Source organism: Bacillus sp. HNG (assembly GCF_003400205.1).
Lineage (GTDB): Bacteria > Bacillota > Bacilli > Bacillales > Bacillaceae_L > Ferdinandcohnia.
In genome coordinates this window covers 161,099-177,748 of sequence record NZ_QUQV01000003.1, presented here as the reverse complement: position 1 = coordinate 177,748, position 16,650 = coordinate 161,099, and the positions used below count along the sequence as shown (strand labels likewise).

Genomic DNA, 16,650 nt, shown 5'->3' with positions numbered 1-16,650 from the left:
TACTGTGAAAAAACAAACTTCATTTATCCAAAATGAAAAAGGTATTGCTCTTGTCATGGTACTATTAATTCTTACAGTCATGACAATTTTAGGACTAGCTTTAATGGGACTTACATTAAACAATATGAAAATGAGCTCGGGTGAAAGAACCTACCAATCTACCTATTATATAGCTGAATCTGGCATAACCTATACAATGGATATAGTAAATGACAGTATTGTAAATATCTATAATGGCTCCACCACTAAAGGCGCTTTTTTTGAAGAAATTAATAATATGATTACGGACATAAATAATGAACTACCCTACCGTGATTTTGAAGAAGCTTTTGGCCATATACCAGAGGCAAAAGTAACGATTGAAAAGGTTGGGAATAACGATGTGAATGACAGCCATCGAGATTATAAAATAACTTCGATTGGAACAATCGATAATCGGTCCCGGACAGTGGAGAAACAAATCCGCATCTCTTGGGTTGATAAATCAAATATTGAAATTCCTGATACGGCAGTGTTTGTGAAAGAGAAGATTAATTTGTCTGGTGGAGCAAACATTACGGGAGATGTCGGAACCAATTCATCTGCCCCAAGGTCAATCGTTCTTGATGGGGGAGCCAGTATTTCAGGAACAGTATTTGTTGGTCCAAATGCTGGAAATGATGTTATTGATACAAATAATAAGGATGTAAATATTCAAGTAGTAAAACTACCCTATATTAAAATATTCGATTTACCTCAGTTTCCTGCTTTTCCTAGCAGTAATTCAATACCAAATAATGAAAGAATTTATAAAGATAACAATAGCCATGATGTCATATTTAACAAATCATTACTCATTAATAGTTGGATTGCAAATAATTATACATTAAAGATGAATAAGGATATACAATTCAATGAGATTTATATTACTTCAAATAATACGTTAAATATTGATTTAGGTAGTGCTGATCGAAACATCGTTGTAAATCATTTAAATGTTCCAAATGGAAAAATAAATATAATTGGCACAGGCAAGCTTACCCTTTATGTTACAATCAGATAACAATGGGGGCCGGTAGTGTTATTAATACAACAAATGAAATTGAAAATAATAAAGTGAATGAAGAAACAAAGCTGGAACTTATCAAGGGACAAATAAATAAGCTTGATATTTTTTATAAAGGAACTAGTTTAGATATGTCTGGAAACCAAAGAATTTACGGTTCTCTGTACGCGCAAAATGCAAATATCACAATGACTGGAGGTTCTGGTTTTCAAGGACATATTATTACAGGTGGTGGAAAAATAGATATTAGTGGAGGAGCTAATGCTGTAACACAAGTATTTTATGCGCCAAATTCAAATGTGAATATTACTGGTGGTGGAACTATTAAAGGGAATATCATTTCAAAGACACTTACTATTTCAGGGGGAGGTTCGGTAACATATATGAACCTTTCTGGTGAGGATTTACCACCCATTTTAGGTGGTGCAACAGAAACCATTTCACCAAAGGATCTTCTTTCGGCGGAACCTACTCGTGAAAAATAAGTTGATGAAATGCATAGAGGGGCGAATCGCTCCTTTTTTTCTGCCAAAAAAAGCGGTTTGAGTAAAAAAGTGACAAATTGGAACAAAAAAATTGTTTTTATTACAAATAGACCGTTTATTATCTTTAGTATTTTCCTATTTTCATATAAAATGATAGAAAAAGAATAGGTATATTTTACTATCGGATTTTGAGTGTTTATAACGTCTTTTTTAAAATCATGTAATTGAATCTGGAGACAATACAAACTAACCACTTTTAAATAAGGCTCATTTCTAAAAGATTGTTGTTTTTAAACATAGGTGATTTCAGCTCCTGGTACTCGCTTTCCGCGGGCGATCCGCAAGCCTCCTCGTTTCACTGCGGGGTCTCGCTTGGCTCGCTATTCCCGCAGGACGTTGAGTTTGCTGCCTTGAAACTTCACCGCACGAAGAAAATGCTTGCATTTTCGAGGATCTCGTACCTTCCGCTGAAATCACAGGGCGCCAATAATTACTATTCCCTTAGCACGATCATATACAATAACAACAAAATTTACGAAAAAAGCCTTGAATAAAGAAGTCAAAAAGAGTTGAAAGGAGCACAACGATGCAGAAATTACATACAGTTAAAATTTTCAGCTTGCTTTTACTTTGTGTTTTACTCCTATCCCTTTTTTCGACTTTTGGAACGAAAACATACCATGCCTTCTTTGCCGGCGATTCTTTCAAAGAAGGAACAATGATTGGACCAGTTGATGTATCGGGTCTTAGTGAAGAGGATGCAAGAGCAGCCTTACTATCAGAGATTGAAACCTGGTATGGAATGGGTGACATAACGCTAGTTTCGGGTGATATGAAAAATGAAGTAAATAAACGAGAAATGTTTAGTTTCGATATCCTTGAAAGTGTAAATACAGCAGTTGATGGTACTCAAAACCCTTTGTTTACAGGGGTAAAGGATGAAAACTTAGAAAAAGTTCTTACCGAATTTAGCTCAAAAAATATTAACACAGTTGAGCTTAAAAATGAGATGCTCCTTCCTGCCTCGACTTTACATCCCGGTGCAATTGAGATTAATCTTCTGCAATTTGTTAAAGTTGATGAAAATAATGTCGTATCTCAATCAGTGATTCGCAATCTTAACGATGAAAGTGAGATCGTAAAGTGGGTAAAAGAATTTGGTGTTGTATATTTGCCTGCTAATAAGCCATTTTCTTTGCTCTCATTTTTATCGGAAAGCGGAGCAACATCTAACTATTCGAATGAAGCATTAAGTGTGATTGCTAGTGGAATATATTCGACTGTTTTATCTTCCAATTTTGAAATCATTGAAAGACATATTAGTGCTCAGTTGCCTTATTATGCAACATTCGGAAATGAAGCAATGATTGAAAAAGAAAAAAAGGATTTAATGATTTATAATGTTAATCCTTTCGAATATAGACTACTGTTTTCATTAAAAAACCGTGAATTCACCGTACAGCTTATTGGTCCAGAAATGCAGTCTTCGATAAAGGTAAAAATCGAAGATGTAGAATCCCCCGAACCTAAGATTATTAAGCAGTATGATAGTACTCTTCCAAAAGGCGAAATGGTCGTAAAACAAAAAGGGACTGCAGGTCAATTTGGTAAAATCTATCGCATCATTCAAAAAGCAGGTGAGGTAGATGAAAAGGTGAAGGTAGCTGAAGACTATTATCCACCTGTTCACACAATCGAAGTCCATAGTGTTTTATTTCCGGAACCCCCTCAACCTGAAGAGGATGTAACGGATCTAGATGGAAATCCTGAAACAAACAATGGTTCAAACCGAGAAGAAAATAATCTGGAATCTGGAAATGAAACGGATGAAGATAACGAAAAGGAAAAGATAGATTTATGGGAGGATCCTGATCCATTGCATTTACAAAAATCTTAGGGAGGGGAAAATCTATGCTAAGAGGTCGTAAGCGATTAGGTGATTTGCTTATCGAGGCAGGTCTTTTAACAGAGCGACAATTAAAACAAGCCCTTGAAGATCAATCAGAATCACAAAAACTGGGGGATATTCTTCTTCAAAAAGGGTTTATTACGGAGCAACAATTAATCGAGGTTCTTGAGTTCCAATTAGGTATCCCACATGTGAGTCTATTTCGATATCCAATCGACACATCATTAACAACATTGATACCAAAAGAAATGGCAAGAAGACATCATTTAATTGCCCTTCGCAAAGATGGGGACAAGCTATTTGTTGCGATGGCAGACCCAATGGATTATTACGCAATTGAAGATTTACGCCTAACGACTGGGTTTCAGATCGAGCCCGTCATAGCTTCTAAGGATGAGATATTACGGGCGATCAATAAGTTTTATGATTTAGACGAAGGGGTAAAGGAGCTTTTTGCAGAGGCTCCAACGGAAATTGAAGAAGAAAGAATTACAAATGAGGATTCTCCAGTTGTTAAATTAGTAAACCAGATCCTGCAAAATGCTGTTCAACAGCGTGCCAGTGATATTCATGTCGACCCGCATGAAACAAAGGTCTTACTTCGTTATCGAGTGGACGGTGTGCTCCGCACGGAACGGTCGTTACCAAAGAGTATGCAGGGAGTCCTAACAGCACGAATTAAAATTATGGCAAATCTAGATATTACCGAAAGCCGCATCCCTCAGGATGGCCGAATAAAAATAAATCTTGAAGCACATCATATTGACTTACGTGTTTCTACATTGCCAACTGTATTTGGTGAAAAAATTGTAATGAGGGTTCTAGATTTAGGGAGTGCATTAAATAATCTTTCACAATTAGGTTTTAATAATGTGAATCTCAAACGATTTAAAAAACTGATACATAACCCAACTGGCATTGTATTAATTACCGGTCCTACCGGATCAGGAAAATCTTCAACTCTATATGCTGCACTAAATCAGCTTAATTCAGAAGATGTAAATATCATTACAATTGAGGATCCTGTTGAATACCAGTTAGAAGGTATCAATCAAATACAAGTAAATCCGAATATCGGAATGACATTTGCCAAAGGACTTCGGGCCATTTTACGACAAGATCCTAATATCATCATGGTTGGGGAGATTCGTGACCAGGAAACAGCAGATGTAGCTGTTCGAGCATCATTAACAGGTCATCTAGTTTTAAGTACTCTCCATACGAACGATTCACTTGGTACCATTACACGCTTAATTGATATGGGGGTTGAACCATTTCTTGTTGCCTCATCTCTTTCAGGCGTTGTCGCTCAGCGATTGGTTCGCCGTGTATGTCGAGATTGTGGTCGTTTGCTGGAACCAACTGTACGTGAACTAGAAATTTTCGCGAAACGTGGAATTACCATTGAAAAGGTGAACCGAGGAAAAGGCTGTGGAACCTGTAATATGACAGGGTATAAAGGTAGAGTTGCTATCCATGAGTTATTGGTGATCAATGATGTTATGAAAAGAGCAATTATGAATCGAGAGTCTTATACAACTCTCCGTGAACTAGCTATTAAAAACGGAACCATCTTTTTAATAGACGATGGACTATTAAAAGTAAAACAAGGATTAACAACTACAGAGGAAATATTAAGAGTAACAACTGCTGAATAGGTGGGACGCGTAAATGAAGGATAAAATTAATCAAATATTACATTCAGCACATGAGCATAAAGCTTCTGATATTCATATTACAGCTGGTGTTCCTCCGATTTTTCGTATAAATGGGGATTTAAAAAGATACGGAAAAGACATCTTAAAACCACCAGTCATTGAGGAAATAGCGAAAGCGATAGTGCCAGAAGAAATGTGGGATCGTTTTAAACAAAAAGGAGAGCTCGATTTTTCGTATGGCATATCAGGTGTGTCACGATTTCGTGTCAATATCTATATGCAAAGGGGATGTCCAGCCATTGCATTTCGGGTGATTCCTACTTCTATTCCGACAATTGAGGATCTTGCACTACCAGAGGTGTTAAAAAAGATTAGTCAAAAGCCACAGGGCTTAATCCTTGTAACAGGTCCAACGGGTAGCGGGAAGTCTACAACTCTTGCTGCGATGATTCAGTACATTAATCAAACAATGAGCAAGCATGTTGTGACATTAGAGGATCCAATCGAATATCTGCATAAGCATGGAATGAGTATCATTGAGCAAAGAGAGGTTGGGAGTGATACACATAATTTTGCAAATGGTCTAAGAGCGGCCTTACGACAAGACCCGGACGTTATCCTTGTCGGAGAAATGCGGGACTTAGAAACGACGCAAACGGCCATAACAGCTGCAGAGACCGGTCACCTTGTATTAGGAACCTTACATACAGTAAACGCACCTTCTACGATTGACCGTATCATTGATATGTTTCCATATGCACAGCAGCCACAAATCAGAATCCAGCTTGCAAATGTGCTAGTAAGTGTCATATCCCAGAGGTTATTCCCAACGGTTGATAAAAAAGGACGCAAGGCTGCTACTGAGATTTTACTCAATAATTCTGCAGTCGCGAATTTAATTCGAAATGAAAAAAATCACCAGATAAAGAATGTGATGCAAACAAGCCGTGCAGAAGGAATGCATACATTGGAAACTAATCTTTTAGACTTAGTTCGTGCCGGAGTGATTTCAAGAGAAATTGCACAACCTTTTTTGCAGGAGTTAAATACAAATGCCTAGATTCAAATATGAAGGTAGAGATAAATTTGGTAAGAAATCAGGTGCCATTTCAGGAACTTCTAAGCAGGACGCTGTTAGATCTCTTCACGAAAAAGGAATTCGGGTTATTACGATTAATGAAGTACCAGAAACCTTTTTGACAAAGGATATATCGATTGGTCAGCCGGTTAAGCTAAGGGAGTTTGTCATTTTTTTAAGACAATTTGCAACTCTCATTAAAGCGGGTGTAACAATTGTAGATTCGATAAATATCTTGGCGCATCAAACGAGCAGTAAGCCACTTCAGAAAGCTCTACTAGAGGTGGGAGCAGATTTGAGAGAGGGGATCCCTTTATCTACTGCAACAGCCAAGCATAAGAGGATTTTTACTACACTTTTTACGAATATGATTCGCGTAGGCGAAGTTGGCGGAAATCTTGATGATACATTAGAAAATCTTGCCGTTTATTATGAAAAACAGAATAAAACTAGACAAAAGGTGAAGTCAGCAATGGCGTATCCAGCAGTTGTTGGAATTATTGCCGTCGTGGTCGTCATTTTTCTATTAGTTTCAGTTGTTCCAACTTTTGTAGACATGTTTGCAGATTTTGGTGCGGAACTACCCGGTATTACGAAATTTGTTTTAAATTCAAGTGTGTTTATGCAAAAGTTTTGGTGGCTTGTTATCCTTCTTGCCCTGTTTATTTATTTGCTTTTTGTCTTCCTTAAGCAAAAACAAGAAACAAGATTTTATCTAGATTATGCACTATTAAAAATGCCGATTTTTGGGAAGCTAATACAAAAGGCTGTTCTTGCTCGAATGACAAGAACATTAAGCTCGATGTTGAATAGTTCAGTTCCTATCTTACAAGCATTAGCAGTAGTTGAAACAATTGTGGAAAATGAAGTGATTGCGAAAGTGGTAAAACAATCTAGGCAAGCCCTTGAACAAGGTAAGTCAATGACGGAGCCGATGAAAAAGCATTGGGCATTTCCACCTCTAATCACCCATATGATTGCAATTGGTGAAAGCACAGGCTCATTAGATGAAATGCTTGGTAAGGTGGCAAACTTTTATGAAGATGAAGTAGACAATGCAACAGATCAGTTAAAGTCATTGATAGAACCACTAATGATTGTTTTTTTAAGTGGCATTGTCGGGACTATAGTCACAGCTATTTTAGTGCCAATGTTCGATATCTTCAACCAAATTCAATAAAAAGTAAAAAAATCCATCATTTTGTAAAGAAATGTTTAAAACTATGTCATTTCAAACAAAATTCTAGTGTTTTCAACAGCATTTGCTATTATAATAAGTAGTAGAAATGGACTAGTTCCTATGAAGGAGAGGAAATGAATGCTGAAAAAGTATTTGAAGAATCAAAAAGGATTAACATTAATTGAGTTATTAGCGGTAATTGTAATATTGGGGATTATTGCGGCGATTGCAGTTCCAACAATAGGGAATGTGATTAATAAAACTAAGTTAGACGCTGTAAGGGCTGATGCGTTACAAGTATTTGAAGCTTCATCTTTAGCAATTACAAGTGAAGGTGTTCCATCTGACAATCAATTCAACTATTCAACTGGTGATAACGCTGTAAATGATTTACAAGAATATATTGATGATACACAGTTTAGTTCATATGCTGTTCATATTACTAATGGTGTACCTACAACTATAGACTTCGTAGTAACTTTAGACAATAAAACTTATACAGTAACTGGAGCAACAAAAGCTCAACTTCAATCAAAGAATTATTTTGATAATATCACACCAACTACCGGAGATTAAAAATTAATGATAAGTGTAGTCCTATATTTTGAGGACTGCACTTATTATTAGAGGTGAAAACTTTTGATATATTTATACTTGTATATTTTAGTTCTGGGTTTAGTTCTTGGCTCCTTCTTCAACGTCGTAGGCCTACGCATTCCAGTTGGAGAATCAATCGTTCGTCCTCGTTCAGCATGTCCGACTTGTAAGCACCAGCTAACTGCGATTGAACTGATCCCTGTATTTTCGTATCTCATTCAAGGGGGAAAGTGCAGAAATTGTAAAAAACGCATATCACCCATCTATGCTTCGATTGAGCTTGCCACTGCAATTCTTTTCACGATTTCACCAATGCTGGTGGGATGGTCAAAAGAATTGATCATCGCTTGGACCTTGATCTCTTTATTGGTAATTGTTTTTGTTTCCGATCTTACCTACATGATTATCCCAGACAAGGTTTTATTATTCTTTGCTCCAGTATTTCTCATTGAACGGATTTTCGTTCCACTCGACCCGTGGTGGGATATGGTTGTTGGAAGTTTCGTTGGGTTCCTACTTCTTTATCTGATTGCCATCGTTAGCAAAGGTGGAATGGGTGGAGGGGATATAAAGTTATATGCTGTTCTAGGGATTGCATTAGGTTGGAAGCTAGTCCTTCTCTCATTTTTCCTTGCCACTCTCATCGGTACAATCCTAGGATTAATTGGGATTGTCATTGGAAAAGTAAAAAAAGGAAAACCAATGCCCTTTGGTCCTTCCATTGTCATTGGTACGCTTATCGCTTATTTTTTCGGCCATGAGCTTATCGCTTTGTATATCGATTTAATTGGATAGGGGATACATAATGGTTTTGACTCTATTTTCACCAAGTAAAATTGCAAATATTATTATCAAAGATCACGTAATTCGATATGTGGGTGTGAAACGGTCTAACCCTATTACTGTACAAAAGTTTCGCGAAAAATATTTACCTCCGGGTATTATTCAAGATGGGAGAATTCTTGAAAGAGACACATTGCACTTAATACTAGAAGAATGTGTAACAGAATGGGGGATAAAAAACGCACAAGTTCAGTTCGTTATTCCAGATCCGTTTGTGGTGATTCGAAAAATTTCGATTCCAAATGAAGTAAAGGATGATGAGATTTTAGGATATATTTATTTGGAGATGGGGACAACTATACATCTTCCTTTTGATGAGCCTGTCCTCGATTTCAAAGTACTTTCAGAAGATGAAAAGGTAAAAGAGGTTCTTATTTTTGCAGCTCCTGAGGAGGTTGCATTAGAATATTCGTCTATATTGGAAGATGCTTCTTTAAAACCAATTGCAGCCGATATTACACCACTTTGTTTGTATCGACTCTTTCATTTTTGTCAAAAAACAAATGAAGAGGAGCATTTTTTATTGCTTCAATTTGATTTACAATCCGCCAACTTGAGCATTTTTCATCAGGATCTTCCTTTGTTTATGAGGCATCTTAATCTGGATACATCGATTGAGGATTGGGACATCAAAGAAAATTCCTCTCATACTCTAGCGAATATAAAATGGAATAGTCATCGTAGTAAATTAGAGGTTCTCATTGATGAAATCACGAAAGAGATTGAACATGTGATGAATTTTTACAGTTTTAATATGACACAGGGGAAAGAACGAATTACAAAAATTCTTGTTAGCGGGGATCATCCAAATCTTCCGGACATCTCGTCTACACTCATTGAGAGATATGAAATTCCGATACATAAAATTGATACATTTGATAAACTGCCTAGACAATATTTTCTACCATTAGGATTAGCTCTTAAAGAGGTGTGAGTATGCTTGTAAATATTAATTTACTTCCAAGAAAAGAATTTAAAAACCGAGCAAAATTATTACTCCTCATCATTATGATCAGTGTAGCTTTAATGGGCTTTTTATTTTTATTGATTCAGTACAAAAAAGCAACCACGCTCGAAGAACAGCTAACCAAGCATATTACAACTTTACAAGAAACTCGAGTCGCTGAAGAGCAAAAAAATGATTCAGCCAATCAGTCTAATCATGTGATTAACTTAGAAAAAACTGTTGAATGGGCAGACAGTTATTTTGTAGAGACAGTACCGATTTTAAATCATTTAACAACATTGTTACCTGAACGAGGCTTTGTTCAAAACTTTTCATATACGGAGGATGGAATTGTTACTTTAGAGGTTCAGTTTGATACAAATACTGAGAATGCTCAATATTTAGCGTTACTTACTGATTCTCTACTTATCAAATCAGCTCAATTGTTGACCGTTTCGACTACCCCAATTGCCGACGCAGGTAATGGGACAGTTACAACTACCGAGACAACTGATACAAACAATAATGCTAAAGAAAATGAGGCTGCAACCGATAATAAAATAGAATCCGAGCAAAATAATAACATTTTACCGAGGTATTATGCTCAATATGAAATCATTTTTGACAAGAGTGCCATAAAGTCAATGCAGGAGGGGAAATAAACATGACTCTCCATTTTTCACGTAAACAAATCACATATTTAGTACTAGCGATCGTCTTTTTAGTAGGAGTTTTTTATTTGACTTATCTCCTTCTAGTAAAACCCGTAAAGCTAAAAGTTTCGCAACTAGAGAATAGTCTCAAAACAGAACAAAGACTATTAGAGGTCATTTCTGATAAACGGCCAAATGGAATACCGGTTATCAGCTCCACTGAGATTCAAAAGAGAATACCAGTAGTTCCGTTAGTGGAACAAATTGTTATGGATGTGCAACGTGCTGAAACCTTATCAGAAAGTAGAGTGCTCAATATGTCCTATAGTCAGAGTGAGTTTACATTAATCGATGAAACTCAACCTGAAGGGCAACAAGAGGCAACGAATACTGACAATTCGACGGAAACTAACCAAGAAACAATTGATAATGGTACTGATAAGCAGATTGAGGAAGCGGAAATAATAGATCCAGTGCTAATTGATGGGCTCAACCAAATTACAGTCACGATACACGTTCAATCACCAAATTATGAAGAATTGGAAAATTTCCTATCAGCTCTCGAGCATCAAACACGCATAACAAGGGTGAATTCATTGAGTTTTACAGGTACTCCAGAGCTCGTGTCAGTGAGTCAAGTAGCTGAACAGCTTGTGTACGATGTAACCATTTCAACGTTCTATATGCCGAAATATACGGAACTTGCTGAAGAGGCACCCAAACTAACCGTTCCACCTCCTAGCAATAAAAAGAATCCTTTAGCTCCAGGACTGGAAAAGAAAAACGAGAACAATCAGTAATACAATAGAAAGAGGTGAGAACAGCTTGGAATCCTTTGTAATTGCACTTATATCTCTTTTACTTGTTCTACCTATTATTTATTTTTTACCACTTGGTTTTACTAGGAAGGGGAAATTACTTATACTTTTTTGTGCATTTATCGTTTTTGTCATTGGAATCATAGGGAAGACGGTGATGAGCGTATGGCAAATAGGGTTAGTGTTAATACTGCTAGCAATAGGGTTTTCATATTTAATCGGTAAAAGATTTGGACCACAATTGTTTCTTCATCCAGAAAATGCATCAGGAATAGAAGAAAAGGTCATCAAATTTGAAATTGAAGATGAAGTTGAAGAAGAAATACGTAGTCAATTAAAGATTGAAGAAAACAAGGATTCAGTTACTGAACAAAAAGAGGACTCTCCTCCAATGCAAGAGGTTGAGGAGGAAATAGTTGAGGATATTGAAGCAACGGACCATCAAAATGAAGATGATCATGCATTAGAAAATGTATACGTAGAAACTGAAGAACTTGAAAATACATATGAGATTCATACACAAGATGAAAATCCCGATTCTGATTTTGATGATTTACTTAAAGAAATCGAATTGGAATTAAACGATACTAACAATGAAAAACAAGATCATGCTGAAATGGTTGAGGCTACAGAGAAAACAGAAGAAATACAGCCGATGGACCTAGCTGAAAATGAAGATAAAGATGTAAATATAGCCCCATCAGTACATGAAGAAATTCAATTTGATAGTTTACAAGTAACGAATGATGAGGAATCTGATGAGGAACAGAATGAACAAAGTGAAATAGAAGTTCCAATGATTGAATCAACCGATTATGAAGTAGAAGAGATAGAGGTTGACTTAACAGAAGAAGATGATGAACTACAAATAGAAAAAGAACTACAGGATGAAATAGAAGGCATCACTGAGTTAGACTGGATAGAGGACAGTCAGTCAGACACATCTGAGAACGAACAAAACAACGATTTAGATATAGATGATGTAAGTACTAATGTAGTGGATGAAGAGACCGATATTCAAGAAGAGCGTGACAATCAAAATGATTTAAGGCAACAACTTTTTACAACCATGATTTCTCAAATCAAACTATCTCGGAACAAATTAACAACTTCTCAATATGAAAAATTGATAGTAGGCCACCTTCATCCGAAATTATCTGATCATGATTATTATACTTTTGTAAGCTTATTAATTGACCATTATATAAAGACTGAGCAATATGACGGATTGTTTACATTAATTTCTCAAAATAAGAGCAGATTTGAGAAATACCCGGTTATTTTACAGGAAATTAACTTTTTATTAGAAGAATATTGCAAAATATGACGAAAAATAGCGGAAAGCATGGTAAAATGAATGGAAAAAGCCGTTGTTTAAAAATAAATAGGTGTGGTGAATGATTTATGAAAAAAAGTGTTGAGATAGTTGGTTTACCAATCATTAGTATTATAGATGGAATAGAAGTAGGAAAAGTAAAATCATTAGTTATTAACCCCGAAAAAGGCTCAGTTGATTTTCTAACAATTGAACATGAAGATTGGCAGGTAAGTGTTAAAGCCATTCCTTTCAAAAGAGTAGTCGGAATCGGAGAGTACGCTGTTACGATTGAAAGTGAAAGCTCAGTCATTGACCTTAATGAAATTCCAATTGCAAATTCACTAGTAAATAAAAAAATTAAAATAACAAATACAAAAGTAATGACTCGAAAAGGTCAGTTATTAGGAGAAGTCCTTGAATATTATGTTGATGACGAAACAGGAAATTTATTAGGAACATTATTAAATGTTTCTGGTAAGGAAGTTGTCTTAGCATCAGAGTTTGTTCTTACATATGGAAAAGACATTATCATTGTTGGAGAGGATGCTTCTTCTAAATTCCTTGATTCAGTAGAGTCATTAGAAAATCCACAAATAGAGTCTACTGAAAACCAACAAGATGTCGACATTGAAGAATTACTACCTGAATCAACAGAAACACAAAGTCCATTTGATGAAATTAATGCTTCCATTGATCAGCATGAAGAATCTGAAGCAAAGGCATTGCGCTTAAAACAAGTTGATCTACTTTATGGTAAAGTTGTCACAAAAGATATCCTGGACAGTGAAGGAAATGTCATCATTCCAGCAGGAACTCACTTATCTGTTGACGACATTATTAAAGCTCAAGAAGAAGGTCCAAGTGTATTCGTAGAATTATCGATGAATGTTGAAGAATAGAACCCACAATTAAGTGGGTTTTTTCTTTTTATAGAAGTTCCAAAGACACCCTATGTTTTTTATTGTAAGAATTTGACGATAACCTTTAGCAACAAGCCGACAAATGTCTTGTTCTTTTTTTTTCTAGGTATGATAGGATTGACAAAAAAGTAGAGCGTTTCAATCAAATGCGCTTTGGCGTATTTGCGCCAAGATTTTTTCGAGCGAGCTCGAAAAATTTCCTTTGAAAATCTGTGGCATCCGCCGGAGGCTTTAACATTATTCAGTCAAAGAATCATCTGACTGAATTGTTTACCTTTGGCATTCATTCCCCACTTTTTAAAAAGGGGACTACTGCTGAATAATGTTAATAGGTGGTGAAAATATGGACAAGCATAATCGGATTTCAATTAAAATTAATGGTAAGGAGTCAACGATTCAAAAAGAAGAGAAAGAAACAACTGATTTTGTCGAATCTGAAAAACCTCTTATTATCGTAGAGAATGATGAGGTTGCAGCGGCACAAGAGGAAGAGGACGATGATTTTAGCTGGGTTTTACCAGATGAAAACTTGAAAAATCATTCTTCAAAGGAAACAGAAATTCCAGTCATTCCAATTGAAGATTTACGACACGCAAAAGGTCCTAGCAAAATGGAGTATATACCGAAAAAGAAAAAAGGATTTCAACTATTTTCTCTTAAGCAATTCTCCATTTCTATTGTTTTGGCAATTGTCCTTGGCATCGGATTTGGAATCATGATTTTAAAAATAGTGGAAGATGTCAATGCGGGACCTGTAGAAAATGAGTCCCCCTCTCAGCCAACTAATGAAACTCCTCCAACTTCGGGGAAACAGGAGGATACTCCGGATACGCCTGCCAGTAAGCCAGTTTCAATTGATTTAGAGACGCTATCTATGGGTGTCATTCAAGGTGGGAAATTTTCAACTGCTGACTCTGCGAAGACAACTGTAAATGAAATCAAGGACAAGGGCTTTGCGGCGACTGCCGTTGAAATGGAAGGTGCGTATTATGTTATTGCCGGTATTGGGGCTGAACAAAGTTCTGTAAGTGGGATGAAGACGGTTTACAAAGAAGCATTTCCTGAATTTTTCCCAAAGACTTATGAAGTCCCTGGTGGGTCCTATGCAAATGCAGGAAAAGTAGACTCTGAGGCAATCAAAGTAGATCTGCCCGTGTTTAAGGAATTAGCAGCTCTTTCCTCCCAGGCTTTCGGAACGGGAGCAATTGATAATGGACAATGGGAAAATCTTTCGAAACAAATCGCAGCGGTAAAAGAAATCAAGACGGACAACCTAAATGAACAACTTCAGAAATTTCATTCAGACATACAGTCTGCCTTTACACAACTACAGGAATATAAAAATGGTGGCGACCAAAAATCATTATGGCAAACACAGCAATCATTATTAAATGCATATCAAGCTTATGCCGTTTGGATTTCTGAGTTAAGCTAGACAAAATTCAATTTTTTAGTGAAAATGGAAAGGGGATATCTTCTCCTTTTCTTTTTTATGGCTAGATAATCAAAGCTTTTACATAAAAAGGAAAGTCTTCTCAAATAATAAACCATCTGGAAAATTCAATTTTACATAATTGTAGACGGCTGATTTGTTTGTTACGATAAACAGGTATCTTCCATTCTGAAAAAAATGAAAAGGGTGAAATCAAATGCAACACCTCGTTTTAGCCTCAGGTTCTCCACGACGAAAAGAACTTCTTAGAAATGTGAAACTTTCCTTCGATGTTTCCGTCAGTAATATTGATGAATCCATTGACGAAACTCTCACTCCTGAAGATAAGGTCATGACGATTGCCTCTAAAAAAGCAAAGGCAATTGCGAAACAATTTCCGGATTCCTATATTCTTGCAGCAGATACAGCTGTTGTGTTTCAAAACCAATTTTTAGGTAAACCTAAAAACGAACAGGAATCTATACATGTTTTAAAAACTTTATCAAATCAAACACATGAAGTCGTAACAGGAGTTGCGATTCTTTTTAAAGACACTCAAAAATTGTTTTTTGAAAGAACAGAAGTGACGTTTTGGGATCTTACAGATGAGGAAATTCAAGCATATGTTGCTTCAGGCGAACCAATGGATAAAGCAGGTTCATATGGAATTCAAGGACTAGGATCTGCACTCGTAAAACATATAAAAGGTGACTATTTTTCTGTAGTGGGATTGCCTGTATCACGAACCCTCCGTGAACTTAGAGATCTTGGGTTTCGCGGCTAAAAATTATCCATATATGTAGTAAGAATGCAACTCTTTTACTGTGCTAAAAAGTAGGCTAAATACCATAGTAATTAGTGACTTTACCACCGAGTGGGATCCGAGTATCTAATACAATGGATAGGAGGAACCTATTTGAAATCATCAGCACTCATGATTCGAGATTATCCGCAAGACGAAAGACCGCGAGAACGATTGGTATCTGACGGTGCCGATAGCCTCTCAAACCATGAGCTCTTAGCGATTCTTCTGCGAACAGGTTCAAAGGAAGAATCGGTTATTCAATTATCAAACCGCTTACTGCATCATTTTGAAGGACTTCGATTATTAAAGGACGCATCTGTTGAAGAAATTACCTCGATTAAAGGAATCGGAACAGCAAAAGCTGTACAAATCATGGCGGCAATAGAACTTGGCCGAAGAATTGGCAAACTTCAATACGAAGATCGGTATGTGATTCGATCTCCGGAGGATGGTGCTAAATATGTGATGGAGGATATGCGATTTTTAACTCAGGAACATTTTGTTTGTCTTTATCTGAATACGAAAAATCAGGTAATTCATCGTCAAACCATTTTTATCGGAAGTTTAAATGCATCAATTGTGCATCCTAGGGAGGTCTATAAAGAGGCCTTTCGAAGATCAGCAGCATCCATCATTTGCATTCATAATCACCCTTCAGGTGATCCGGCGCCAAGTCGGGAAGATATCGAAGTTACAAAAAGGCTTGTTGAATGTGGCAGGATTATTGGCATAGAGCTATTGGACCATTTAATCATCGGTGAACACAAATACGTCAGTCTCAAAGAAAAAGGTTATGTGTGACATATTATTATTTCAAGGCGGTGCAGCTTCGAGTACCGGAGCGTAAACAGTTAATACGTAAGGAACGCAGAAGCAAGCCAAATAAGAAATTCAATGTGTCATTTTCGACTGACTTTTTGAACATCCTCTATTAATTTTTAATTTTGTACGATATAATATTGG

At 36.5% G+C, this 16,650-nt stretch carries 16 protein-coding genes; all 16 read left to right on the top strand.

What is annotated here, in order from left to right:
• The first annotated feature begins 4 nt into the window (after window positions 1-4).
• The 16 genes from DZB84_RS07525 (at window position 5) to radC (ending at window position 16,488) form a co-directional block, all read left to right on the top strand.
• Entirely contained in the window at window positions 5-1,042 is a 1,038-nt protein-coding gene (locus DZB84_RS07525; RefSeq protein WP_116351651.1) for a pilus assembly PilX N-terminal domain-containing protein, read from the top strand.
• A 2-nt stretch (window positions 1,043-1,044) separates the two neighbouring features.
• Complete coding sequence (locus DZB84_RS07520) at window positions 1,045-1,530, top strand: collagen-binding domain-containing protein (RefSeq protein ID WP_116351650.1); 486 nt, start codon at window positions 1,045-1,047, stop codon at window positions 1,528-1,530.
• 586 nt (window positions 1,531-2,116) lie between these two features.
• Window positions 2,117-3,427, top strand: coding sequence for a G5 domain-containing protein (locus tag DZB84_RS07515; protein WP_116351649.1), 1,311 nt, complete (start codon window positions 2,117-2,119; stop codon window positions 3,425-3,427).
• A 14-nt stretch (window positions 3,428-3,441) separates the two neighbouring features.
• Window positions 3,442-5,097, top strand: a complete 1,656-nt coding sequence (locus tag DZB84_RS07510) for a GspE/PulE family protein (RefSeq protein ID WP_116351648.1) — start codon at window positions 3,442-3,444, stop codon at window positions 5,095-5,097.
• A 13-nt stretch (window positions 5,098-5,110) separates the two neighbouring features.
• Window positions 5,111-6,157, top strand: a complete 1,047-nt coding sequence (locus tag DZB84_RS07505; protein ID WP_116351647.1) for a type IV pilus twitching motility protein PilT — start codon at window positions 5,111-5,113, stop codon at window positions 6,155-6,157.
• A complete protein-coding gene (locus DZB84_RS07500; protein ID WP_116351646.1) occupies window positions 6,150-7,355 on the top strand; it encodes a type II secretion system F family protein in 1,206 nt (401 codons plus the stop codon). Before DZB84_RS07505 ends, DZB84_RS07500 begins: the two co-directional genes overlap by 8 nt.
• A 138-nt stretch (window positions 7,356-7,493) precedes the next feature.
• Window positions 7,494-7,931: a prepilin-type N-terminal cleavage/methylation domain-containing protein gene (locus DZB84_RS07495; protein ID WP_116351645.1), complete on the top strand. Its 438-nt coding sequence runs from the start codon at window positions 7,494-7,496 to the stop codon at window positions 7,929-7,931.
• Window positions 7,932-7,994: 63 nt separating this feature from the next.
• Window positions 7,995-8,747, top strand: coding sequence for a prepilin peptidase (locus DZB84_RS07490; RefSeq protein ID WP_116351644.1), 753 nt, complete (start codon window positions 7,995-7,997; stop codon window positions 8,745-8,747).
• A 10-nt stretch (window positions 8,748-8,757) separates the two neighbouring features.
• Window positions 8,758-9,729: a type IV pilus biogenesis protein PilM gene (pilM, locus tag DZB84_RS07485; protein WP_116351643.1), complete on the top strand. Its 972-nt coding sequence runs from the start codon at window positions 8,758-8,760 to the stop codon at window positions 9,727-9,729.
• A gap of 2 nt (window positions 9,730-9,731) precedes the next feature.
• Window positions 9,732-10,403 carry a hypothetical protein gene (locus DZB84_RS07480; RefSeq protein WP_116351642.1) on the top strand — a complete coding sequence of 224 codons (672 nt, stop codon included), beginning with the start codon at window positions 9,732-9,734 and terminating at the stop codon, window positions 10,401-10,403.
• A gap of 2 nt (window positions 10,404-10,405) precedes the next feature.
• Window positions 10,406-11,194, top strand: a complete 789-nt coding sequence (locus DZB84_RS07475; RefSeq protein WP_116351641.1) for a hypothetical protein — start codon at window positions 10,406-10,408, stop codon at window positions 11,192-11,194.
• Window positions 11,195-11,219: 25 nt separating this feature from the next.
• Window positions 11,220-12,539 (top strand): hypothetical protein, encoded by a 1,320-nt coding sequence (locus tag DZB84_RS07470; protein ID WP_116351640.1) that lies wholly within the window; start codon window positions 11,220-11,222, stop codon window positions 12,537-12,539.
• A 77-nt stretch (window positions 12,540-12,616) separates the two neighbouring features.
• Window positions 12,617-13,429, top strand: a complete 813-nt coding sequence (locus DZB84_RS07465) for a PRC-barrel domain-containing protein (protein WP_116351639.1) — start codon at window positions 12,617-12,619, stop codon at window positions 13,427-13,429.
• Window positions 13,430-13,793: 364 nt separating this feature from the next.
• The gene (locus DZB84_RS07460; RefSeq protein ID WP_116351638.1) at window positions 13,794-14,885 is read left to right on the top strand and encodes a hypothetical protein; all 1,092 of its coding nucleotides are present in this window, start codon (window positions 13,794-13,796) and stop codon (window positions 14,883-14,885) included.
• 214 nt (window positions 14,886-15,099) lie between these two features.
• On the top strand, window positions 15,100-15,666 hold the full coding sequence (locus DZB84_RS07455; protein ID WP_116351637.1) for a Maf family protein: 567 nt from the start codon (window positions 15,100-15,102) through the stop codon (window positions 15,664-15,666).
• Window positions 15,667-15,816: 150 nt separating this feature from the next.
• Entirely contained in the window at window positions 15,817-16,488 is a 672-nt protein-coding gene (gene radC, locus DZB84_RS07450) for a RadC family protein (protein ID WP_189655192.1), read from the top strand.
• Window positions 16,489-16,650 lie beyond the last annotated feature (162 nt).